We start from the raw sequence: 23,741 nt of genomic DNA on the forward strand, positions 1-23,741 counted from the left end.
TTTCTCGGCTCTGCATCTGGTGGAGCAGAACGGCGATGTTGTGGAGGCGTCGAGGGCTGCGCATGTGATGACGATCGAGGGCTCGCTCTGAGCTGCCGGCGAGGTGACGAGGGCATGCAGACCATCGGCGTGAAGCGTGAGCTGGTCACGCCTGATGCCCTGGCGCGCGCACGTCTCACTGATGAGCCGCTCGGCCAGCGTGGCGGACTCGCGCGGGGCAACCATCCAGCCGACGACGTAGCGGCTCAAGACGTCGAGGATGACGTACAGGTGGAATTAGGTCCACTTCGCCGGCCCGAGCAGTTTGGTGATGTCCCAGGGCCTCCACCAGTGAAACGGCGGCAGCTTCTCACGCACCTCGGCCGCGAGCGTCGCCGGCTCCTCTCGCGTCGCTGTCGCGGCCGTCTACCCCGACGGAGCCCAGTGGAACGCCTCGATCTGCTTGAAATCGAGCCCCACGAGGCTGTCCCCGTGCCGTAGCGCGTGATCCACGAACGTGAACGGGAGCGTCCGGCTCAACGTCACCAGCCACAGCGACAGCTTCGCCAGCTCGACGGCCGCAGCGTTCTTGTCGACGCCATAAAGGCACTGCTGCGCCACGGGCCGCCGCGCGTGGAGGTGCGCATCGCCGTGCTGCTCAATGACGCGCGCGAGCTCGCCCGGCCGCGTCCAGGCGGCGACGATCTCCAGGGCAGCTCGCGGCACGCGGCGACCAGGAACGCCCCCGGTCGAACAGGCGGCCTCGCCGCGGCGGGAGCTCGAGCGTGCCGTGCTTCACGCCGAAGGTCTCCGTCAGGGCCAACAGGAGCGCGAACCACGGCTTCTTCGCGCCGGAGGCAGCCGCCTGCGCGGCGGTCTCCGAGGAGGCCCGGGACCCGCGGTCGCTCACCACCCCGTCCTGCGAGGCGCTCGGCGCCTCGTCGAACGCGGCGAACGGATCGTCGGCGGCGCCCCGAGCGATCGGCCGCTGCGCAGCGTGTGGGGGTCCTGGGCCCGTCCCGGTGGCTCCGGCGTGCATGAGATCTGGACGACGAACCGTATCCGCGCGATAGACGGCGAGCGCCGCCATGCTCGAGAAGATCCGCATCCAAGGCTTCCGTGCGCTCAAGGACGTGGAGATCTCGCTGCCTCCAGGCAAACCGCTGGTGCTCATCGGCGAGAACGCCAGCGGCAAGAGCTCCATCCTGGATGGAGTCGCGATGATCTGCGCGGCTGCGGGCGGGCGGGCCGGGCGGGCGATCCTCGATCGGGGCGGATGGGCCGCTGTCGCGTGGGCCGGGACGAGCACCGAGATCGAGCTGCTCGCCCGCTTCTCGGAGCGCTCGCCCGTCTTTCAGCGGGAGAGGGCGCCGGTCGAATACATGATCCGCTTCGGGAGCGTCCGGGCGAGCCCTACCGTCCTCGACGAAGAAGTCCGGGTTTACAAAAACGGCTTCGACCAGCGTCCGTTCATCGCGCTGAAGGGCGGCGCCGCGTCCTGGGCGGCCAATGTCCAGACAGGGAAGAACGATGTCCTGGCCCCGGTGGAGTCGGACAGCGCGATGCTCACGAACTCCAGCCTCGCGGCCATCTCGGACGAGGTGCGTTACCCGACGCCGATGCACGTCAAGGAGGCACTGCAAAGCATCGCCTTCTATCCGTCGTTCGCCCTCGGCGCCGCCCCCGACGGCTCGGAGGGCGCGCACGAGCCCATCAACGCGCGGCCCGTGGAGCGGACGCGCCGCATCAAGCGGTCTGGGCGCGACCTCCTCAACGCGCTCCACACCCTCTCGCAGGAATACCCTGACACGTGGAGCGCGCTGCTCGCCGACCTGCAGGCCGTCTTTCCCTGGTGCGAGGAGATGCGATTCCCTCCCGGGCCCGGCCGAGGCGTGATCACGCTGACGTGGCGTGACAAGCGCTCGGGGGCGACCCTCTACCTCGACGACATGAGCGAAGGCATGCGCGTCTACCTGGCGATGCTCGCCGCGCTGCACGCGCCGGACAGCCCCGCGCTGATCGCGTTCGATGAGCCGGAGCGGAGCCTTCACCCCAGGGCGATGCGTCGGCTCGTGAAGGTGATGGAGTCGCGCGCGGAGAAGACCCCGATCCTGGCGGCCACGCACGCCGACCGCCTGCTCGATCACCTGGAGGACCCCGCCGCGTCGCTCGGCATCACGCGCTTTTCGAGCGACGCCGGCGTCACCGTGGAGACGCTCGACGGCGAGCTGCTCGACGCCTGGCTCAAGGAATATTCGCTGTCGGAGCTGCGCGCCCGAGGCATGCTGGAGTCGCCTCCTCAAGACGGGATGTCCGTGTCGTGAGATCGATCGTCATCGCCTACGAGGACGACTACCACGAAGAGCTGCACCTGCTCGTCAAGGCCATGCGCAGAGACCGTGGTCTTCCCGAGATGATCGTGGAGGGGAGACCCGTCCGCGGCACCGGCAACTTCGTGCACGAGGCGCCCAGGCTCCTGCGGACGCCGCTCAAGCAGACGAAGCTCCCGCCCGATCGTGTCGTTTGCCTCGCGGACGGCGACAGGCCGCAAAACCTCGTTCCGGGCGCGCGGCCAGCGCCCGCCGGAGGCGACGGCGCAGCGCTGCACCAATGGGTGATCGCCTTCGAGGTGTCATGGAAGGACCACCTCGTGCGAGAGTCTGCGCTCTCGGAGGAGAAGTCGTCGAGGTTGTACGTGCGCTGTATCCGCTGGAACAAGGAGAGCCTGCTCGTCGCGTGCCCCGACGCCCTCCTCGATCACGCCGAAGGTCGCCGCGAACAGGTTCAAGAGCTGCTGGACAGGTGTGTCCCTCCTCCGGCGACGCTCGGCGCCGAGGAGTTCGCAGTCCAGTACCGCAAGCCGGCGGAGTGTCTGGACCGGGTATTCCAGATCATCTCCGAGCGGCGCTACAAGAAGGGGCGCGACGACGAGGATCTCCTGCGCGTTCGGATCAGGCCAGGCTCGGCTCGACGCGCCGAGGTGCTGAGCCGCTGCCCGGATCTCGGTCGCCTCCTCGACGTGCTCGGGCCTTGAGCTGGGGCCGAGGAGGGAGCTCGCGCGATTGGATGGAAGCGTCGCGCCCCTTCATGTCGACCAAGATGCGCACCGCGACCGCCGCGGTGAGGAGCTCGACGAGGTAGCGCCGCGCTGGCGCGACGGACGGGGGGGTCCGGGGTCGTAGCTCGTCCGCTCTAGCCTAAGCGCGCCGGAGGAGCGCATGCTCGGCGACGACCACGAGGCACGTGCGACGACACGGCGTAGGTGGCGAGCACGCTGTCACGGATGACAGCGGGCACAGCAAGACTGTAGCCTCGTCGTGCATGCTGAAGGCGCTCCTGCACGGGAAGCTCGGCCGGGTGGCGGTCGGCGTCGACGAGGAAAGCGACGGAGACACGCTGGAGGAGGGAAACACCCAGGAGACGGCGGCGGACGGGCTGACGGAGCTCGAGGACCCGCTCACGTCGATGGTGTTCGAGCGGCTGGAGTACCTGCCGGCCGAGCTCGCGTGGGCCATCCTGCGTGGCGCGAGCAAGCCCTTGGGCGATGGTCCGCCGATGCCCGCGATCCCTCCCGTGGGGGTGCCCTCGTGGTCGTTCTGGCCCAGCCTCCGGCCAGGCGATGGCGGGCGGAACAAGGTGCGGGTCGAGCCCGATGTGCTCGTCTCGTGGGGCGACACGCTGCTCCTGATCGAGGCCAAGCATAGAGGATTCCAGGACCCGGCACAGTGGGTGGAGCAGATTCGCGCGGCGCGGGCGACTCCCGTGCACTCAAGCAAGCAGCTATGGCTCATCGCGGTGGGGGGGCTCGTGATGCAGGAGGGGCATGCCTACCTTGCTCGTGTCCGGCGCGAGGTCGCGAGCGATGTCGCCGGGGTGCTCACGATCCGATGGGAGGATCTGCGCGAGGTGCTCTATCCGATCGAGGCCTCGGTGCGCGCATCACCGCAAGCGGCGCTCCTGCGCGACATGGCTGCGGCGCTCGAAGCGTGGGGGTACCGTAGGAAAACCTGGTTCTCGTCGTTGCCAACGGCCACAAAACGACTCGGGAGCGAAGGCTCGGTGTGCATGATCCAGCGGTGGAGGATCCGGTGAGCGAGAAGAACGTCGATCTGGCTGGGGCGCTCGTCGATGTGCGTCGCGCGTACAGGCTCCTGCACGCCTACCATCGGCGGCTGTGCGATCTGCTGCAACTGACAGACGAATTTCTAGCCGAGCGGGGCTTCGAATTCGAACGATGGGCTCCCATCAACGTCGCGAGGCTCCCCCAGTCGACGAAGCCGTTCTTCCGGCCTGAACACTGGGCATGGGACCTGACGCCGGCCTACCAGGTCGAGTGCGTCTGGCAGGCATCTGGCAACGGAGCTCATTGCAAGGTCCATATCCATGCCATCGCGGATACGGGTTACGATGACTCCTGCGACGGCGAACCTGACCCTGCCAGCCTCAAGCTCGCCGAGATGGCGGCCTCCGAGCTCCGGATCGGCTTGCACCGCACACGAGCCAAGAAGCCCGATTGGAGCTCCGCCTGGAGCCAGCTCTCGCGCTCTGCCAACAGGAAGAATGGGGCCGAGCACAAGGTCAGGGTCGGCGGAGATGAATACGCGTATCGTTACTTCGATCTGAATCTCGCCGCGCTCGGGGACGAGGGTGCCATCAACGAGAAGCTGCTCCTTCCGCTCGACAGGTGGCGGCTGGGGGCGTGATCCATCTCGGGAAGCGCCAGCGTCTCGGACACGTCCGGGATCTTGCGTGACCTTTCCACGGTCCGCTACCCGGCGCCGTGCCGTACCGCGCTCGAGCGCGATGAGAGGCCCCCTCGCCGCCGCTTCGCCTCAGTCGAGCCCGATCACCACCTTGCCGAAGTGCTTCCCCGCCGCGAGCTTCGCGAGCGCCTCGTTCGCCCGCTCGATCGGAAAGACCTCATCAACCACCGGCCGGATCCCGTGCAGCTCGAGCGCCGCCCCGAGCTCCACGGTCGCCTGCCGTGACCCCACCATGGTCCCCTCGACGCGGATCGCCCGGAACAGGATCGGCATCGGATCGATCTGGCTCCCAACCCCGCTGAGCAGCCCGATCAAGCTCACCACGCCCCCCGTCTTCACCGCCTGCATCGATCGTGGCAGCGTCCCCGCGCCGCCCACCTCGATCACCCGATCCACCCCTTCGCCCCCCGTCAGCCGCAGCACCTCTTCGTGCCACTCCGGCTGCTTCCGGTAGTCGATCGCCTCGGTCACGCCGAGCGCGCGCAGCCGCTCGATCTTCGCCGCGCTGGACGACGTGGCGATCACGCGCAGCCCCGCCGCGCGCGCCAGCTGCGCCGCGAACAGCGACACCCCGCCGGTCCCCTGGACGAGCACCGTTGCCCCCGGCGCCGGCCGCGGCCCTGACTCGAACAGCGCGGTCCACGCCGTCACCCCGGCGCACGTCAGCGTCGCCGCCTCGTTGAACCCGAGGTGCGCCGGCGCGCGGACGATCGCGTCCTCCCCGAACACCACCAGCTCCGCGAGTACCCCGTCGTTCCCGCCCGCACCGAGCGTCGCAGCGCTGTACTCCCTCCGGAACGGCCCCGAGGCCCACGCCGGGAAGAACGTCGAGATCACGCGATCTCCCTCCTTCCAGCGCCGCACGCCCGCTCCGACCGCAACCACCTCGCCCGCCGCATCGCTCAGCGGGACAAGCTCGTCCTTGCGCTCCCCGCCGTACCGGCCGCGCACGACCATGAGGTCACGGTAGTTGAGCGACGCCGCGCGGACGCGCACGAGAACCTGCCCCGGACCGGGCCTGGGTGCGGGGCGCTCGGCGAGCGTCCACGCGTCGGACTCCGAAGCGTTCTTCCGAATGATGACAGTCTTCATGGCGTGTCCTCCAATCTTTCCTGGACACCCCATCCGTAGATCCGTTCCTCCGGGTGCAGTAGTCCGCGCGAGGGAACGTCACCTGTGCCATTTCAGCACAGATCATGGTCTCGCTCGCCGCGATCGAGCTGCTCGTCGCCGCCCACAGTCGAGACCGGGAGCTTCTCGCGCGCCGCGCGCCGCGCGCCGCGCCGCGCACCGCGCGCCTGCACGATCACGGCTTGCTCGTGTTGCGGAGGCGCCACGCTCGGTACGAGGCACGGGCCGCCTCGAACGCGCTGCGCTCGGCGGCGTTCTGGGCGAGCCTCGCCGTCCAGGTGGCGTCCACGAGCGTCCTCTGCGCGGGCGTGAGGCCGTAGCGACGGAGCGTCTCCGGGGTGCGCTCCGGATCGAGCGAGAGATCGACGGTGAGCGATGCGTATTGCTCCAGCGAGAGCTGACCGGGCCCGCCGGCGGCGCCTTGCGTCTCGGCGCTCGCGCTCGCGGTCGGCCTCGGCGCGGGCGAGGAACCGGCCAGGAACGGCAAGATGGGCGACATCACGACCTCGCCCGGATCGACGGTCCTGTTGAAGTCGACGCGCCGCTCGGCGGCCGGAGGGGTGGGCGCCTGCACGATGGCCGGCTGTCGTGGGGACGATCGCTCGGGAGCGTGTTGTCCCGCCTTGGCGCGGGCTGCCTGATAACGATCCACAGCGACCTTCACGCGGCCCCTGAGCGCGGCGTCCGCGTCGACTCGACCCTTCCAGTACTGGAACGCCTGCGCCCGTTGCGCAGGCGTCAGCTGGTGTTTCTCGCAGAGCTGCGCCTCCGTCATGCCGAAGAGCGTGTGGTCGGCGAGCATCACCGCATACCGCTCCAGCGGGATGGGCGGCGGTGCCTCTTCCGCCTTCGCCTGACCCGGCGGGGCGGGCCGCCGGAACGGCAGGCCTTCGGGGAACGGGACGGCCGAAACCGCCACGGTCCTCCCCATCGGGATGCTCGCCGGGGCAGCACGAGCGTCGCGCATCGACGGAGGCGTCGGAGGCGGAGGCGGAGGCGACCGAGGCGGCTCCACGATCTCGCTCGCGACCTGCGCCTGAACCACCGCGGGGGGCTGCACGACCTGCTGCGCCACGACCTGCTGCGCCACGACTGCCGGCGTCACGATCGCCGGCGACGCCACGACCATCGCCGGCGCCAGCTCCGCGTCCGTCGCGGCGAGCAGCGGCGAAGGCGTCCTCGTCAGGGCAGGGCAGTCCTCGAGAGCGCCCTCCATGTGGCCTCGAAGCGTCGCGGCGAGCATCTCGTCCAGAAGGACGCGGTTCGCCCAGCCCGCCTCGATGCGCGCGTACGTCGCGAGATCGAGGTCGTGGCGCGCGAGGAACGCGATCGGCTCCGCCGCGGTCACGAAGTGCCGGCGGAAATGGGCCCACGCGCGGACATCCGACTCGATGGGCTCGAACGTCGGCTCGAACCGCCGCTTCGCGGTCAGCAGGGCGGCGTCGAAGGCCACAAGCACGGCGAGATCCGACGCGGCGCTCTCGTCGATCCTGGCCTGCCACTGCTCGGAAGCCTGCTCCCACGCCGCCGGAGCGACGCCGGCGTGCGCGAGGGCTCGCCGCAGGTCGAGCCCCGCCCCGAGGCCGGCCATCACGGCAGCGTACGATTCCAGCGAGATGACCGTCTCCTGTGACATAAGCCCTCAGCGCGCGAGGCGAGCCAGTTCGGACAAGGCTCCTTCCAATGTCGCCCCGAACGCGTCCCACGCCACCTGCGCCGGTCGGCCGGCCCGCGCGAGGAGCTCGTCGGCGCGCACGCGCAAGGCCTCGGCGGACAGGTCCGGGCGCCTCATCTCCTCGAGCACCGATCGCGGAGAATGAGGCTCGCCCCCCCGGAGGCGCGTCGGCGCGGCGGTCGCGGGGAGGGACGCGATCGCCTCCTCCCACGCCTTCGCGGAGGGCCACGCGACGCGCGATCCGAGCGCGGTCACGAGCGCGCCGTGCGCGTCCTCGTGGAGCTCGTCGCTCCCCACCTCCGCGAGGAGGCGCGGAAACAGGGAAGGCAGCCCGATCCGCCCCATGGCGTCGAGCGAGCGCGGGGTCGTGGGAAAGCCCGCCGCGAGATCGCGCGCGAGGGCCTGATCGCCCGCATCCCCCGCGAGCGCGATCACGTCGAGCGCGTACGGGCCGAGCGCGGCGACGGCGCGAGGATCCATGCTCCGTACCCGGTGCAGCGGCTCGAAGTCCCGCTGGAGGATGCGCGCGCGCGCCACCTCGTGGGCGAACGCAGGGGTCGCCACGTCGAGCCACGACGCGCGGCCCGGCGCGGCGGGCGCGGCGCCGCGCGGCGCCCGCGAGAGATACCGCTCGAGGGCCGCCTGGACGATGGGGCTCTGCGCCCGCGCCAGGGCGGCGAGCGCGTCACCCGGGAGCTCGCCGGGAGGCGTCACCTCGAGCGCGATCGCGGAGAGGACCGGCTGCTCCAGGCGCGCCGCCCAGCGCCGCGCGCGCTCACGCAGATCCGCGCTCGGCTGGGTCGCTATCGCGTCGGCGAGCTCGACGATGCCTCGGTAGGTGGGGAAGGCCGAGCCGTCCAGGGACGTGAGCCACGCCTCGAACGCGTCCTCCACGCCATGCACCTCCAGGCAGCCGAAGAGGACCGCCAGCGCCCACGAAGTGCCCGGGTGATCGAGGTCCGCCTCCTCCGCGAACGCGGCGAGCTCGACGGGCGTCAGCCCGGCCTCCGCGAGCGCGTCGATGTGCGCGAGGAGGCGGCGCGCGGCCTCGGGCCGATCGAGGTGCGGCCCCGCGCGGTGATCGGCCCCCAGCACCAGCGCCCGCTCCAGGAGACCGGTCCGCACGTGCCGCTGCCAGAGCGCCGCGGTGAGCCCCGCCGCCCGCTCGGCGTCGAGGCGGACCTCGCCTTGCCACGCGAGCGCGTGCAGATCCCGATCCGCGGGCAGCGGCTCTCGCTCGGTGAGGGGCGGGGAGGGGAGCACCCGCCGGAGCCCAGCAGAAGCCTGCCGGACGCTCATGACCGCTCGTCTCCCACGAGCGCGGCGCCAACGGTTCCATCGCACGATCGAGCCCAGGCCAGCGCGACACGCTCGCGCGCCGGCCCGGGGAGGGGGAGGCCGTGCCGCAGCCAGGCCAGCGCGAAGACCGCCGACATCAGGCCTGCGGCGCTGCCGAGGGCGCCGATCTGCCCCTCGAAGCTCGGCATCTCCGCGCGCCCGAGCCTCGCGTGGTGACGCACGGAGGCGAGGTGGAAATCGCGGATCCGGAGCGGATCCACGTCGCGAGGGCCGACGACGAGCGGCACCGTCGGACGGAGCCGGAGCGCCGCGAACACGCGCGTGAGCGCGGCGCCGTCCGTGGGCAGATCGTTGTCGTCGCGGGCCTCGCTCTCCGCGACGGCGTACGAGTGCACCTTGCCCGCGAGCGGCGCCTGCGCGCCCGCGACGAGCCGCATCGCGGCGGCGCCCTCCGAGGGCGGCAGCGGATTGCGCGTGAAGGCCGAATAGCGCAGCTCGAGCCACCGCTCGATGTCCGGCCGGTGGATCCGGGAGTCGACGGCGAGCACCACCACCTCTGGATCTTGCCGGAGAACATCTTCCGCCTCCTTCAGGGCCAGCACATACCCCGCTGCCCCCGATCGCTGGCTCACGACGGCGTGACCCGCGAGCGTCAGGAACCGCGCGACGTCCGCCTCGCCCTCCAGCGCCTCGCGGGGCGCGACGAGGAGGATGGGTGTCTTCCTCGACCCGGGCGCCGCGCGCGCGAGGGCCTGCTTCGCGAGCAGGCGGATCCGCGACGACCACGGGCGTGAAGCGGCGATCCACGGGCAGTGGTGGACGGGGAGGGACTCCCCGTCGCGGGTCGTGAACGCGCCGCTCGCGTGCGGATTGACCTCCGCTCGATGGAAGAAGACGTGCTCGCTCGGGCTCGACCCGAGCGGCGAGACAAGGGCGATCTCGGCGACGGAGAGCGCCATCAGCCGGCGTTCTCCTTGCCAGTGTGCTGGGTCTCGCCGTTGATGGTGATCGTCGCGGACTCGAGGGTGAGCCCGCCGCCGTGCACCGAGACCGTGGACGCGCCGTCGCCGACGTCGAACACCACGGTGCCGCCGTCGAGCGTGATGGCCCCACCCGCCTGGATCGACAGCGCGCCACCGGCCTTCACGGCGAACTCCGCGCCGGCATCGAGCTGGATGGCGCCGCCCGCCTTGAGGGTATGGGCGGTCTTGACGTTGCGCCCGAGCCCGGCCCTCGCCCGGAGCGAGGTCGCCGCCGCGGTGTCCGCCGACGCGGCCATCGTGAGGCGCGAGATGCGGACGGCGGAGGTGGCGTGGCTCCCTCCGATGGCGAAGCTCGATGCGCCGAGGGTCGTCCACTTGAGAGATCCCGGCGTCTGGATGGCGTGGACGGCGCCTATCACCTCGGTGGTCGTGCCGTTCACGACCAGCTTCCGGTGCCCCGGCGCGGCGGCGGCCGCACCGGCGCCCGCGCCGCCGGGGCCCGCAGCGCCGCCTCCGCCCTGCTGTTCGGCCGCGCGTTGCTGGGCCTGCTCGGACCACGGCGTGAGCCCGGCGCTGTCGGCGGCCGCGACGATGGCGTCGCCGCCGGGGATCCGACCGGCGACCTCGCCAAGGCCCGTCCGCACCGCGGCCGTTCCCAGGCCGCTCCACCCGCCTCGGCGGTATCCCTCGCCCAGCGCCTTTCCCCAGGTGTAGCCCCTCGAGAGGGCGGCGCCGACCCCGGGGATCTGGCCGACCCCGGCCAGCACCGCCGATTCCGCGAAACCCTTGAGCCCGCTGATCGGATCACCCACCTGCTCGATGAGGTTCGCGCCGATCGAGACGCTCTCGCTCCCCACCTTCGTCATGCCGGTGGCGTTGATCGTGATGTCCTGATTGCCACCCACGGAGGCCGTCTGGCTGTCGACGCCGACCGTCCACGCGTTCTCGAGCGACAGCGTCTCATTGCCGCCGATCTGCCACGATTGCGCTCCCTTGATGTGGATGTTCTCGAACCCCACGGTCTGGTTCTGCATGTCGGCCCCGACCGTCGTCGTCTTGCCGAAGCCGGCGTTCCACACCATGTGCTGCCGCCCGGCGGCGTCCTCCAGCGTGATCATGTTGGCCTTGCCGCCGCCGGGAGAGCTCACCGTGCCGAACGCCGTCATCGTCTTGTTGGCGGGCAACCCGAACGCTGGCAGCTGCCGGCCGTTGAACGAGCGCCCGAGCACGTAGGGCCGATCCGGATCGCCGTCCTCGAAGCCCACAAGGACCTCCCAGCCCACGCGCGGGACGAGCATGGACCCCGGGAGATGGGCCTGCATCACGCGGACTGGCAGGCTCGCGGTCTCGTCCTTCGGACCCCCGCGATCCCAGGGAAACGTGACGCGCACGCAGCCGGCCGCGTCGGTGTGGATCTCCTCGCCGCTCGCGCCGGTCACCGTGGCGCTCAGGATCCCCGGGACGCGCGGGCGAGGGGTGGCACGCGGGAGCCTGTACGGCACGCCCAGCGGGATCGCCTTCACGGACATCCGGCCTTCCGGCTCGCCCGCGCGCCACGTCAGCGAGGTCTCGACGACGAAGTACTTGCCGCTCGGCGCCAGCCCCACGGCGAGCGTCGCGTCCGCCTCGAACTGCACGCCGGGGCGGAGCTCGAGGGCCGTCGTGTCGAACTCGAGCACATCGGCGTCGGCCCGCAGCGCCTCGAGCCGCAGCGTCGCCTCGCGCTGCCCCTCGCCGTCGGTCCGGAACCGGCCGGGCGCCTGGTAGACCTCCACGGCCTTCTCCGGCTCGAGTCCGCCCTCGGCCCTGGCCTCGAGCTTCACGGCCGGCCTGGCCGGGTCGTGATCGCGGAGGGCCACCTTGCCGGGCCGGCGCCTGCGGATCTGCCTGGCGGCGAACGCCACGCGCTGCCCCGGAACCAGGCCCGATCCATCGACGAACATCAGGGGATCCGACAGGCCGTCGGGCGCCGCGTCGGACCGGTCGCACAGGACGAACGCGTCGAACCCTTCCTTCGGATCGAACCGGAAGAACAGGCCCTCTTCCTCGCAGATCCGGCGCAGGAAGACGGCGTCGGTCTCGTTCCACTGGGTCACGTGGTCGCGCTCGGGCGGCGGCTCTGCCTCGTTCACGAAGGCGTCGTCCCGGATGCCGACACCGGCGAGGAGCTCCTCCACGATCGCCGCGGCGGTCGTCTTGCGGAACACCCGCGCGTCCTTGCGCAGCGTCAGCCACTCGATGGCCGAGCGGACGTCGAGCGTGTAGAGCCGCTGCGCGCCCGGGTCCACGGTGGCGCTCGCGGTGATCCCGGCGACGATGCCGTGGTGCACCGCGATCGCGCCGTCGTCGCCGCTGATCTCGATGCGCGCGGGCGTCCCCGTGAGGGCCTCGCAGTCGAGCGGCTCCGGCGCGGACACGTCGATCTCGGCGCGCGTCGCGCCGCCGAGCGCGCTCGCGACCCGGAGCGCGATGGAGCGGGTCGTCGCCGGGGGATCGAGGGAGAGCGTGACGTGCATGGGAGTCAGCCCGAGCGCCTTCGTTCGGCCTTCGGAGGCCGCACGAGCAGCGCGTCCATCGCGGGGCCGAGGCCACGCCATCCGTGCTTCTCCCGCCGCCAGAGCTTGCCGTCGCCGGTGAGGGCGTAGCCGGCGACCCCCAGCGGCCAGCTCGTCCGCCGATCCTCCTCGGCGAAGAGCTCCTCCTCCTGAAGATCGCGGTCGAGCCGAGGCCGCACCTGGTACAGGGGGCCGAGGTGCTCCCCGGACGCGCGGCAATACACCCTGTACCGGTCCGGGTACCCCGCCGGGAAGGCGCCTTCCAGGCGTGCCGCGGAGACGCCGAGGCGCGACGGCGGCCAGAGGCCCGCGTCGACGAGCGTCTGCCTCGCGAAGCCGGGCGCGATCAGCTCCGCGGCGAGCCGGAGAGCGGTCAAGCTGCCGCCGTCGAACGCGGCTCCGATCTGCTGGAGCGCGCTCTTCAGCAGCGGCTCCAGGTGCCTCTCGCGCGTCACACGGCTCAGCGCCCACCAGTCGATCAACCGGAGCCATTCTGCGCTGCGAAAGCGTCGGTCCACCGACCGGAGCTCCTTGAGCGCCCGTCCGAGGGGAGACTTCGGCGCGATCGACGGCGTGAGGGACTGCACGTGCGCCCGGTACTCCCGGAACGTCCTCGGCCGCGCCACACCATCCCATGGGACCGCGTCGACCTCTTCCGCCGTGACCCTGTGTGGATGACCGAGCACCCGGCTCCCCTTCAGCATCACCTCACACTCGCTAGGTCCATACGTGAGGAACTGAACCTCGCGGGGAGGCCCGGAGAGCTCGCCGTCGGTGAAGAAGAAGTCCGGGAAGCCCAGCTCCTGATAGAGCTCGATCTCGGGCGCGCGGCGCGCGGCGAGCTCGTTCATGAAGTCGACGGTGGGTCGCGGCAGGAGCATATCAATGACCCTTGTGGGCGATGAGCCTCGCCAGAGCGGCCCTGACCTGTTCCATCCTCGCGGCGAGGGCCCTGTCGCTCGGGGTCCCTGTCGAGGCGCGCTGGATGCCCTCAGAGAGGTTCCGGAGCAGCTGCCATCGCCAGCCCGCGTCGGTCCTCAGCCTCTCCCTCGCGGTGTTGATCTCGGTCTGCACCGGTCCAGGTCTCCTCTCGGTGCCCGTGACACGCTCGAAGGTGACGTTGCCCCTGCCGTCGGTCCGGACTCCCAGCTCGACGCCCGGGTTGTTGGTGTAGAAGTGCGTGCCTTTCCCGTCGTTCCAGTCCTGGGTACCGGGGGAGTGCGGCTGCCATGGGTCATACGCCAGACCCAGGGGATCTACCGTCTCGGTCGGCGCCCCGCCGAACGCCATCAGGTTCAACCCGCCATGGATGTTGATGGGATCCGGCGAGAGCCACCTTCCACACGCCGGCTCGAAGTACCTGAACCTCGTGGAGCAGAGGCCCGTCTCGTCGTCCGCGACCTGGCCGAGGAGCCGGAACGGGCTCTCCACGGGCAACGTGTGCGGGTCCCTCTCGACCGACACGACGTCGCCCCACGCGCCGTGACGGGCTCGCCAGGCCACGCGCCCGCGCTCATCCACGAGCTCCTTCGGCGTGCCGACCTGATCGACGACGACGCCGAAGACCATGCCCTGCTCGACCTGGAGCAGCGGCGTGAAGGTGCCGGGATCGTGGACGTGGATCCGGGATCGCAGTCCCTGCGCCGTGACATGTCTCTCCTCGCACACGACGTCGCCGTCCCACAGGAAGTCGACCGACGCCTCCACCACCGCGCCTCCGCTCGCCCCGCCCTCGAGGGACGAGCGATCCCAGGGTGAAAGGACGGTCTTCCGGACCCGCCGGCCGAACGCGTCGTAGGTGAAGCGCACCCGCCTGCCGTCGGGGAGGACGACCTCCCTGAGCCGATCCCTGGTGTCCCAGCCGTAGATCGTCACCTCCTCGCCGCCGCCCGCGCCTCTCTCGATGCGCTGGATACGCCTGCCGCGACCGTCGACCCGATAGCGCGCGCCGCCCGCCGCTCTCAGCACGTTCCCCGGGCCGAGCGACCAGCGTCGCGCGACATCCGCTGATCCACCACCGCGCACCGCGCCCACGAGGGAGCCCGTGGGGTCGTACTCGAACGCCTCGCGCAGCCTGCTGCTCGCCGCCTCCAGCAGCTGATCCGCGCGATCGTAGCGGTACGTCGTTGTGGCGCCGCCCTGCCCGTCGGGCCCGTCGCTCACCGACGTCAGGCGGCCTGCCGTGTCATAGCCATACAGCCGCCTCACGACCAGGCTCGCGGCGCCCGCCGCTTCCGTGGAGATCACCTGCTGCTGCACGAGCCGCCCCAGGGCGTCGTGGTCGTGCTCCAGTCGAAAGGCGCCGAAGTCGCGGCGCCGCTCCCGGCCCTCCCCGTCGCGCAGGATGGATACAGCTCGTCCTTCGTGCGTGATCCCCACGAGCAGATCGTCGTCGTCATAGCGGTACTCCGTCCGCTCGCCTCCCGGCGCGACGCGCGCCGTGCGCCGGCCGCATGCGTCGACTTCGTAGCGGATGGTGCGCCCGTCCTGGCGCTCGGCGACGACCTGCCCCAGGCTGTCACGCTCGATCTCCGTCACCACCTTCGCCGTGGCGTCGGCGCAGACCGCACGGACGATCCGCCCGAGCGCGTCGCGCTCGAACGTGATCTGGACGTCGGCCCCGCGGTCCTCCACGACGTTCCCGAGCTTGTCGTAGGCGAGCTCGCGCCATTCGCCGTCGGGATAGTCGATCCGCGCGACCCGCCCCCCACGATCGTGGCGGTACGTGATCAGCCGTCCATCGAAGGTCCGCTCCGACACCACGCGATCGGCGCGGTCGTACTCCAGGCGATAGCGCTCGAGCAGCGCGTTGATGATCTCGATCGGCCGCTCGTCCGCGTCGTGCAGGAGGGCGACCACCTGCCCGTCCGGCGGGACGATCCTCGCCAGGTGCCCTGTTCCGCTGTACTCGAAGCGGGTCGTCCTGCCCGCTGCGTCGGTCGCGCTTGTGACGTTTCCCACCGGGTCGTAGCTCGCCGTCAGGCGCGCGCCGTCGGCCCGCACCAGGGCGAGCACCTGGCCGAGCCGATCGAGCTCGGTGCGCGTGACATGGCCCGACGCCTCGACCCGCGCCACGGGCCTGCCGAGCGCGTCGTGGTGGTACCAGGTCGTCTCGCCGCGCCCCGAGGTCTCCGACGCGAGGTTCCCGTGCTCATCGTAGGTGAACGTCGCGAGCGTGCCGTTCGGACCGAAGGCGCCGACGACGCGCCCGTCCGTGTCGCGCGTCAGGCTGAAGGACGCGCCCGTCGGGAGCGTGACGCTCATCAGCGCGCCATGCGCGTCGTACCGGTAGCGCATCTCGCGGCCCGCAGCGTCGATCCGCCGCACAGGCGCGTCGGCCTCGATCTCCCACGCCGTGGCGTTGCCCGCCGGGTCGGTCTCCTTCACGAGGTTCCCGCGCGCGTCGTGCTCGTACGTCATCGCCTCGCCGGCGGCGTTGCCCCGGCGGATGAGGAGCCCATCGCCATCGAGCTCGCGCTCCGACGCCCAGCCGCCGTCGAAGGTCTCCTCGCGCACCACGATGCCGTCTTTCACGTGATATCGCCGCGCGCGGCTCGTGCCGTGGGTCCGCGCCTCGCCCGCGTCGTCGTCGGTCACCAGGCGGACGTCGTGGAGGCCCCCGTCGCCCCAGGTCCGCACGCACCGGCCGGTCTCCTCGTCGTACTCGTAGCGGAACGAGATCCCGTTCCGCGCCGTCGTCTTCACCATGCGGTGCAGACCGTCGTAGTCCCATCGCTTGACGTGCGAGAGCGCATTGGTGTGGGAGGCGAGCGTCCCCTCGACATGATAGTCGTAATCGAACCAGGCCTGGAGCGCAGGCGCCTCGTCGCTCCCCGGGGCGCGCGCCCAGACCTCGACGCGGACCACGCGGCCTTTCTCGTTGCTCATCACGCGGACGTCGCGGCCGCAGCTGCCGGCGATGCGCACGAGCGAGCTCCCGCGGTACTCGAGCTCGATCCGGTGCTGGTACGGATCGGTGATCGCGGCGAGCGCGAAGCGGCCGTTCGGCAGCGCGCTGAACTCCCGCACGAGCCGGTCTTTCAGGCTCCGGACCTGGTAGCGCTTGCCGACGGCGCGGAGCTCCAGGCGCCGGCCCCGGTGGAAGCTGACCCCCTCCGGCGGCGGGACGGCGAAGTCGACAGGCAGCCCCTCCTCGTCGTGGAGCCGGATCACCCGCTCGCTCGGCTGTATCCACTGCTCGAAGGAGTGCACCCACCCCCCCTTGCCGAGCGCCGTCGTCCTCCTGTGGTAGCCCGACGAGTACGTCCTCCGCCACACCAGCTCGATCGGTCCGGGCAGCCTCAGGTCCGTGCCCTCGTCGACAACGAAGCCGGTGCCGACGTCGATCGGATCGCCGACGTTCGTCTGGTTGGCGCGCTCGGGGTGGAACGCGCGATAGTACTCCTCGTTGACCCTGTGCGCGTGGGCGGTCGACTTCGACGCACGGGCGAGATCGACCTTGTTGAGCAGGGGAACGACCATCTGAGCGATGCTCTGCTCGGCGGTCAGCACGTTCATGTTCACGAGATCGCCGGTCCCGCACACGTTCTTGCCGGCCGCCTTCACGACCATCGAGCCGGTCTTCATGACGGCGATCTTCGTGTCGGCGTGCGTCACGAGGTCTCCGCCGGCGGTCTTCGACGGCGCGTTCGCGGGCGGGTCGACGTCCATCTGGCTGCCCTCGACCAGCGCCTGCGTGTCCCAGATCCAGTAGCTGGAGTTGTGCTCGGTCCCGCTCTTGTTGGCGCTGCGCGCCGTGTACAGGAAGGGCGTCGGGACGGGGGGCGCCGGCGGGCTGACCGGGCTGATCGCGCCGGGGGCGACGGCGCCGTGGCCGCTCTTCTTGGTGGCGATCTCCTTCTTGCCGACGCTGCTCATGGTCGCTCCGGTGGGCTCATCTAGGGGATCTCGACATGCGCGCTCGCCAGCCGCACCTCGCGCGGGGCGTCCACGGTCACGGCGTCGGCCGACAGCTTCACGCGGCCGTCGGCCGACAGCTCCAGCCGCGATTTGCCCGCCCGGAGCACCAGCCGCCGCGGCGCCTCCACGACGACCTCCTCCGTCCTGCGCTCCCTCGTCTGAAGCGCGCCGAAGATCACCGCGCCGCCTCCCGCCATGCCCACGAGGACGATGCTCTGCTCGGCGAGGCACCTGTCGGCGAGCTCGAGATCCACGTCGGGCAGGACGCCCACCTCGATGGGCTCGCTGCCGAAGAGCGAGGCCTCGTACCGCCCTTCGGCGAGCTTCCTCAGCAGCTTCGCGAAATGGGCGCCGCCTCCCAGCAGCGGCGCTGCCTCCGTGCGGTGGCCGAGATTCACCACCTTGCCGGCCCGCTTCATCGTTCTCGCAGAGCTCATTTGACCTCCTCCCTCGTCGTCACGACGCTCGTCGAATCGCCCTTGAGCTTTCCCTTCACCGTGATCGACGCCGGCGTGATCGTGACCGTGACGCCGCCCGCCTTGAGCACGATCCTCGACTTCGCCTTGAAGGACACGTCGGCTCCCTTGGCCCGGATGGCCCCGCCCGCCTTGAGCTTCACGATGGGAGCCCCCACCGTGAAATCCGCGCCGGCGTGCGCCTTGTACAGCCCCGCGTAGGTCTCCGAGAGCACCGACGCGTTGATCGACACGCTCCTCGCGCTCACCGAGAGGGGCCCGCCGGCGGTGAGCGTGCTGGCGCCGAGCACGCCGGTGGACGCCGTGATGCCGCCGATCTCGGTCCACGTGCCGCCCACGGCGATGGTCGAGGCGCCGGTCACGTGGCGGTTCGTCCCCTGGATCGCGACGACGTTCTCCGCGGCCCCGACGATGCGGCCGACGGTGGCCGCCTTCATCTCGTAATCGCCCCCCACCGTGAGCTTCCGCGTCGCGCCCACGCTGACGCTCTCGCTCGCGGCGAAGATCCCGAGCGCGCCCGTCGTCGTCAGGTCGCGATTGCCACCCACCGAGTACGTCTGGGCAGATTTCACCGCTGTCACCTGCTGCAAGGTCACCGTGCTCGTGTGGTTGCCCCCGACGACGTTCTCCTCGTCGGCCGCCACGCTGACGACCTTGTCGTTCTCGGTCCTCTCGTTCGCGTCCTTCGACGCAGCGAAGTGCATCCCCTCGTTGCCCGCGGCGTCGTCGAGCCGGATCTGGTTCTTCTTCCCGCTCCCCCCGGTGCTCTGGGTCCCCCAGTTCGACCGCACCTTCTGCTTCGGCAGGCTCTCGGCGGGGGGCGCCTGCCCGTTGTCGAGGCGCCCGAGCGACAGCGGGGTATCCCCCGTCGGCGCAGGATCGTTCATGAACCCGACAAGCACCTCCCAGCCGACCCGCGGCAGGAAGAACCCACCGCTCAAGGGCGGCTGCATCGGCCGGACCCACGCGCTCGCCGTGTCGTCGTCCGGTGAGAGGCGATCCCAGCGGAAGCGGGCCTTGACCCGCCCCTGCGGGTCGGTGTGGATCTCCGCGCCCGGCGGCCCCATGATCGTCATCGTCTGGAGCCCGCCCAGCCCCTTCGCCGGCTGCCGCCTCGGCCGCACGGGTCGCGCCGCGGGGACCGCGGTGAACTCGGCCTCATAACGCAGATCGCCCGCGCCGCTCGCGGCGAAGTCGCGCCCCTTGTGTCGCACCTCCAGGACGCGAAAGCGCCCGTTCTCATCGTCCCGCGGGGCGCCCTCGAGCTCCACGATGTACCCCACAGCGACATGCCGGCAGGTCGTGCGCGCCCGGAGGATCACGCCTTCGGTCTGCTCCTCCTCCAGGAGGAGCCGCGCCCGCGAGGCGCCTGCCCCGGGCGAGCGATGGTGTCCAGGGTACGCGAAGCGCTGAAAGCGCTGCCCACCCACCGACGCGGCCTGATCGACCGCGGGATGATCGGGATCGTAATCGGATACCGCCACGCCGTCGTGCGTCACGCGGTGCAGCAGCCGCAGATCCGTGACCACCTCGCCCGTGGTGAGCCCTCCGTCGTGCGCCACCGTGACGCGCGCGCCGCCCGGGAGATCGTGGCAGGCCGAGTCGTCCTGGCCGAACACCACCACGTCTTCCGACTCCTGGTGCTCGACCCACAGCGATATCCCGTCCTCGGCAAGGATCCGCCGCACGAACGCGAGCACGGACTCGAAGGCCTGGACGCACTGGACCCGCGGCTCGGGTCGGGTCGCCACGCGGATGTCGAGGGCGAGGCCTGCCTCGCGCAGCAGCCCCTCGGCGATGGCGACCGAGTCCTGCTCCAGGAAGATACGGTGATCCGATCCGTCCTCGAGCGGCATGAGGCGCGGAACGATCGTCAGCAGCGCGCCTTGCCCCGAGCTCTCGATGACGTCGACGACCCCGTGAAACCTCCGCGGGACGTCGCGCAGCGCGTCCTTCGGCGTGATCTCCAGCGTCGCCTTCCTGCCGAGCAGCTCGTCGGGGACGAGCGCCTCGTCCCGCCCTGGAGCGACGCGCGCGAGGACACGCACGCTGCCGCCGACATGCGTCCTCTCGTGGGCATCGAACGACTGGACCGAGAGCGGCGGGGCCCCCTCGATGGTCAGATCGAACGCAGCCCTCACGGCCCCACCTTGACCTTGTCGTTCTTCTTGACCGTCGGCGCGTCGAGCTTGACGGTGGACGTCGACTTCATCGCCCCTGCGAGCTTCATCGTGCTCCCCCCCTTCGCGGTGAGCGTCGCAGCCTTGACGGAGATCGTGCTCGCCTCGAACACGACCTTGCCGCCGGCTTCGATCGACAGGACACCGCCCGCCTGGAGGGTCGCCCGGGCGCCCGCGTTGAAGGCCACCTTGGCGTCCGCGCTCTCGTTCGCCGCCCCGGCGGTGACGCTCTTTCGACCCATGGTCCCGTCGGCGTACGCGAGGCCGGCCGTGAAGCTGCGGGCGCCGCTCACGACCTCGGTCCGCGCGCCCGCCACCGACTGGTTGCTCCCGAGCCCCGCCGTGGTCGAGAGCGCCGCGCCGATGACCTGCGTGAACGCCCCCTGGATCTTCGCGTTGTACTCGTTGCAGCGCAGGCTGTAGAGGGCGCCTATCAGCTCGACGTAAGCGCCATCGACGGTCGTCTTGTAGGTGCCTGTCACGCCGATGTTCTCGCTGCCGCCGATGCTCTCCGAGCGCGCCCCCTTGACGACGATGTTCCCGTCGGCGCCCACGACGATGGACTGGTTGCCCCCGATCGTCGTCGTCTGCGCGCCGTCGACGAGGAGCTGTTGCCCTTTCTGCACGGTGTCCAGCCGGTTCGCCCCGACCTCGATCGCGTGAGCGCCGCCGACAGATACCGTCTGATCCCTCGTCGCGTGGACGAAGGTCTGCTCGCTCCCCCCGTCGTCGCCCATCCGGATCTCCTGCGTCGTCCCGTCGCTCGGCGAGGTGGCCGATTGCAGCGTGCTCGTCGCGCGCCTGTCGGGCAGCCCGTAGGGCGGCGCGGAACCGCCGTTGTAGACGCGCCCGAGGACGAAGGGCCGGTCCGGATCGCCGTTCTCGTAGATGACCGGGACCTCCCATCCGACGCGGGGCAGCATCTGCGGCGTCGTGAGGTTCATCTGAAGCGCCCGGACCCAGCGTGAGCTCTTGTCGTCGCCCACGCCCGAGCGATCCCAGAAGAAGCGCACCTTGATGCGACCGAGATCGTCGACGTGGATCTCGTCCCCCGCAGGGCCGGTGACGATCGCGCTCTCGATTCCTGCCACGATGGGCCGTGAGCGCGGTATCCCGGGCCGGTACGGCGCGTCCGGGGCGAAGGGGACGAGGGTGGCGCGATTGCGGTACGGCGTGCCCCGGGGCTGCTCCCGTGAGGCTTGCTCGAGCTCGTGCTCCACCGCGGTGATCAGGAACCTGCCCGAGAAGCAGGCGTCCGCGGCGCCGGTGATCTGCACGACCCGTCCGGCGCGGAGGCGCCCATTGCCGCTCTCGCCCACGAGCGTCGAGCGATGGCGGCGGAGCTGCTCGAGGCGGACCTTGGCCCGCGCGGTCGCCGCCGTCGGCATCATGAGGTTCGACGGATACTCGAAGACCTCGAGCGCGCCTTCGCCTGCCTCGCCGTCCACGGGCACGCCGGGGTTCTGCACGTTGATGTCGCGCAGGCTCGCCCTCGTCGAGGCGATGGACCAGCTTCGCCGCAGGGCATGGAAGGCGAACGCCATCGAGCTCATGCCGCTCGCGTCCTCGAACGGCACGACGCGGCTCGGCCCTTCGATCCCTTCATGGGAGCTCGGGTGATCGCCGAAGACGAGGAGCGGAGCGTCGTCCTCTCGATCGAGCCAGTGGTTGATGCCGTCGTCGGCGAGCAGGCGCGCGATGAACGCCCACTCGCTCTCTCCGTACTGCACCGTGTAGTCTCGCTTCGCGTACTGCCCGGCGAGGCGCCACTTCACCTGGGCGGCGGGGATGCCCGCGCGGAGCAGGAGCTCGGCCACGATCTCCTGGGTGGTCTTGTCCTGGAAGATCGCGTGGCTCACGCGCAGGGCGAGGCGCTCGGCCGCGGGCCCGAGCGTGATGTGATAGCGGTCGCTGCCGCGAAAGTGGCCGCCGTGGGAGGCCTCGAGCGCGATCAGGTGGAACGTCGTCGTGTGTCCGCTCGCGTCGGCCAGCCCGAGGGTCGCGTCCTTGTCGACGAGCGCCGCCGGGTCGAGGTGCGGGTCGGGGTGCAGGATATCGACGACGAAGGCGCCGAGCTCGTTCATGGCTTCACGCCCGCGGACCCGCACGATCTCCGCGCCCTCGAGCCCATCGAGCCGGAGCTCTGCCTGGTTGATCACGGGCGCTCCTCCGGCGGTGGGAAGACGAACGGAGACACGGTGAGCGCGGGCAGGGGCGCGAGCGGGCCCGACATCGCCGCTTCGGCCAGGGCGACGATCTCGGGCTCGGCCTCGACCAGCCGCCCGCGCCAGAGGCGCGCGAGGCGCAGCTCGTCACCCCGGGTGAGCCCCGCGCGGCGGGCGAGCTCGCCCGGATCGTCGGCCTCGAGCGCGTGGCGTTGAAACGTCATCCAGGCGCCGAACTCCCTGTCGAGCGGGTCGACGGCCCGCGCCCAGAGCGAGAGCGCTCGGCCGATGACGTCCTCGTACAGCGCGTCGAAGCTGCCGTCCTCGCCCCCGAGCGCGTCGGCCACACGTTCGCTCCAGAGCTCCTCGGCCCGCGCGAACGCTCGTCGCGGCACGCCGAGCCATTCCAGCACGGCGGGGACGGGGAGCCCGTCGAGCTGCGCCGCTTCCACGACGAGGTAGTGCGCGATGGAGACCCCCTCGATGGGAGCGCGGAGCGCTCCGGGGATCCGCCCGTCGGCGGGCAGGGAGAGCAGGAGGGCGTCACGCGTCGACATCGAGCCGCGCCTCCCGGAGCATCGTGTCGCCCCTGCCGAGCGGGACGACGCGCCGGAACGTGAGCTCGACGCGCGCCGTGTCGGGCTCGAGGACGGCCGTGTCGAGCGCGAGGGGCAGGGACACCGCCCGCCCCGTCGCCCGGCGGAGGTGCGCGACGATCGCGAGCTCGGGAATGGTCACGTCGAACAGCCCCTCGGGACACAGCCCGTGGGTGGCGATGACGTCGCCCGCCGCGAGCGGCCGATCCAGCTGCAAACCGGGATGAGCGACGTGATAGAAGCGTCGATCGAAGTCGAGCGGCGGCAGCGGCATGCGCTCGCGCTGCCAGGCCGCGTCCATCGTTCCCGACAGCGCGCGCCGCGGCAGCCACCACATCGCGATGGCGCCGAATCCGGCCGGAGGCGTCGCGTCCGTGCCCGTGACGGGGTGAGCGGGATCCTCGACGCACGGGGCCGGGCATCCATCGAGCTCCGAGGTCGATCTGTGGGCGCCGCGCCCAACGGGGTTGTGCCACTCCACGACGGTGCCGTCCTTCGATGTCCCGCCGTACGCGCGCTCGTAGGTGATCGCGGCGCGCTCGAACGGCGCTGCCGGGGAGATCTTGATGCCGAGGCCGCTCTTGTAGAAGACCCGCTCGCCGTGCACGGTGAGCGACATCGAGCGGCCCGGCGCGCGAACGGCGACGTCGAGGCTGCTGACGGCCTTCGAGGAGACCGCGCTGCCCACGATCACGACGTCAGCCCCCGGCTTCTCGCAGCAGACGTCGCTGGGGTAGCGAATGCTCGACTCACGGCCGTCCCGGACGGCCGTCTCGTCCGTTGGCACGTCATTCAGGCGAAGGGGAGCCTGCTCCTCCAGGAGCACGAGCCTGGGACCGCGCCTGGCGAAGGTGGCCTTGGCCAGAAGGATGACGACGTCGACACCCCGCTCATCGTGCAGGGGCACGGCCAGAGCAGCGACCGGTGTGGCGTTCGCAAACATTCCGTGCCTCCTCGGAACGTATCGGAACGCAGGGCATGGCATCAAGAATCGAGAGAATGAATCCAGCTCGGCCAAT

Annotated in this window: 18 protein-coding genes and 1 pseudogene; 4 read left to right on the forward strand and 15 right to left on the reverse strand. The window is 71.0% G+C overall.

All coding sequences use genetic code 11. From position 1 onward, the window contains the following. Positions 1-119 precede the first annotated feature (119 nt). Both WMF46_RS17645 and WMF46_RS17650 read right to left on the reverse strand, forming a co-directional pair. A pseudogene (locus WMF46_RS17645) lies at positions 120-321 on the reverse strand (DDE-type integrase/transposase/recombinase); the annotation flags it as partial. An 84-nt stretch (positions 322-405) separates the two neighbouring features. Then, entirely contained in the window at positions 406-705 is a 300-nt protein-coding gene (locus WMF46_RS17650) for a hypothetical protein (RefSeq protein ID WP_437986667.1), read from the reverse strand. A gap of 362 nt (positions 706-1,067) precedes the next feature. Here WMF46_RS17650 and WMF46_RS17655 point away from each other — a divergent pair, with 362 nt between their 5' ends. From WMF46_RS17655 to WMF46_RS17670, 4 genes are all read left to right on the forward strand, one after another. Further along, entirely contained in the window at positions 1,068-2,303 is a 1,236-nt protein-coding gene (locus WMF46_RS17655; protein ID WP_437986668.1) for an AAA family ATPase, read from the forward strand. Continuing rightward, entirely contained in the window at positions 2,300-3,013 is a 714-nt protein-coding gene (locus tag WMF46_RS17660) for a hypothetical protein (protein ID WP_437986669.1), read from the forward strand. The genes WMF46_RS17655 and WMF46_RS17660 overlap by 4 nt, the downstream gene beginning before the upstream one ends. A gap of 287 nt (positions 3,014-3,300) precedes the next feature. Then, positions 3,301-4,071: a hypothetical protein gene (locus WMF46_RS17665; RefSeq protein WP_437986670.1), complete on the forward strand. Its 771-nt coding sequence runs from the start codon at positions 3,301-3,303 to the stop codon at positions 4,069-4,071. Then, on the forward strand, positions 4,068-4,682 hold the full coding sequence (locus tag WMF46_RS17670) for a hypothetical protein (protein ID WP_437986671.1): 615 nt from the start codon (positions 4,068-4,070) through the stop codon (positions 4,680-4,682). Before WMF46_RS17665 ends, WMF46_RS17670 begins: the two co-directional genes overlap by 4 nt. Before the next feature lie 129 nt (positions 4,683-4,811). On the opposite strand, the gene WMF46_RS17675 is transcribed toward WMF46_RS17670, so the two are convergent. The 13 genes from WMF46_RS17675 to WMF46_RS17735 all read right to left on the reverse strand — a co-directional run bounded on the left by WMF46_RS17675 (position 4,812) and on the right by WMF46_RS17735 (position 23,665). After that, positions 4,812-5,834: a zinc-dependent alcohol dehydrogenase family protein gene (locus WMF46_RS17675; RefSeq protein WP_437986672.1), complete on the reverse strand. Its 1,023-nt coding sequence runs from the start codon at positions 5,832-5,834 to the stop codon at positions 4,812-4,814. A 92-nt stretch (positions 5,835-5,926) separates the two neighbouring features. Continuing rightward, positions 5,927-6,052, reverse strand: a complete 126-nt coding sequence (locus WMF46_RS17680; protein ID WP_437986673.1) for a hypothetical protein — start codon at positions 6,050-6,052, stop codon at positions 5,927-5,929. Beyond that, positions 6,049-7,509, reverse strand: a complete 1,461-nt coding sequence (locus WMF46_RS17685; RefSeq protein WP_437986674.1) for a hypothetical protein — start codon at positions 7,507-7,509, stop codon at positions 6,049-6,051. The genes WMF46_RS17680 and WMF46_RS17685 overlap by 4 nt, the downstream gene beginning before the upstream one ends. Before the next feature lie 6 nt (positions 7,510-7,515). After that, complete coding sequence (locus WMF46_RS17690) at positions 7,516-8,847, reverse strand: hypothetical protein (RefSeq protein ID WP_437986675.1); 1,332 nt, start codon at positions 8,845-8,847, stop codon at positions 7,516-7,518. Then, positions 8,844-9,806: a hypothetical protein gene (locus WMF46_RS17695; RefSeq protein WP_437986676.1), complete on the reverse strand. Its 963-nt coding sequence runs from the start codon at positions 9,804-9,806 to the stop codon at positions 8,844-8,846. The genes WMF46_RS17690 and WMF46_RS17695 overlap by 4 nt, the downstream gene beginning before the upstream one ends. Further along, on the reverse strand, positions 9,806-12,346 hold the full coding sequence (locus tag WMF46_RS17700) for a type VI secretion system Vgr family protein (RefSeq protein WP_437986677.1): 2,541 nt from the start codon (positions 12,344-12,346) through the stop codon (positions 9,806-9,808). Before WMF46_RS17700 ends, WMF46_RS17695 begins: the two co-directional genes overlap by 1 nt. A gap of 5 nt (positions 12,347-12,351) precedes the next feature. Continuing rightward, positions 12,352-13,266 (reverse strand): hypothetical protein, encoded by a 915-nt coding sequence (locus WMF46_RS17705; RefSeq protein WP_437986678.1) that lies wholly within the window; start codon positions 13,264-13,266, stop codon positions 12,352-12,354. A 1-nt stretch (position 13,267) separates the two neighbouring features. Continuing rightward, entirely contained in the window at positions 13,268-17,263 is a 3,996-nt protein-coding gene (locus WMF46_RS17710; protein WP_437986679.1) for a DUF6531 domain-containing protein, read from the reverse strand. A gap of 20 nt (positions 17,264-17,283) precedes the next feature. Continuing rightward, on the reverse strand, positions 17,284-17,742 hold the full coding sequence (locus WMF46_RS17715; RefSeq protein WP_437986680.1) for a hypothetical protein: 459 nt from the start codon (positions 17,740-17,742) through the stop codon (positions 17,284-17,286). Next, on the reverse strand, positions 17,739-19,922 hold the full coding sequence (locus WMF46_RS17720; protein WP_437986681.1) for a type VI secretion system Vgr family protein: 2,184 nt from the start codon (positions 19,920-19,922) through the stop codon (positions 17,739-17,741). The genes WMF46_RS17715 and WMF46_RS17720 overlap by 4 nt, the downstream gene beginning before the upstream one ends. Next, entirely contained in the window at positions 19,919-22,120 is a 2,202-nt protein-coding gene (locus WMF46_RS17725) for a type VI secretion system Vgr family protein (RefSeq protein ID WP_437986682.1), read from the reverse strand. Before WMF46_RS17725 ends, WMF46_RS17720 begins: the two co-directional genes overlap by 4 nt. Further along, entirely contained in the window at positions 22,117-22,683 is a 567-nt protein-coding gene (locus tag WMF46_RS17730) for a hypothetical protein (protein WP_437986683.1), read from the reverse strand. Before WMF46_RS17730 ends, WMF46_RS17725 begins: the two co-directional genes overlap by 4 nt. Then, the gene (locus WMF46_RS17735) at positions 22,670-23,665 is read right to left on the reverse strand and encodes a DUF2169 family type VI secretion system accessory protein (protein ID WP_437986684.1); all 996 of its coding nucleotides are present in this window, start codon (positions 23,663-23,665) and stop codon (positions 22,670-22,672) included. Before WMF46_RS17735 ends, WMF46_RS17730 begins: the two co-directional genes overlap by 14 nt. Positions 23,666-23,741: the final 76 nt, after the last annotated feature.

The organism is Sorangium sp. So ce117 (assembly GCF_051524395.1).
In the GTDB taxonomy this organism is placed as follows: domain Bacteria; phylum Myxococcota_A; class Polyangia; order Polyangiales; family Polyangiaceae; genus Sorangium; species Sorangium cellulosum_B.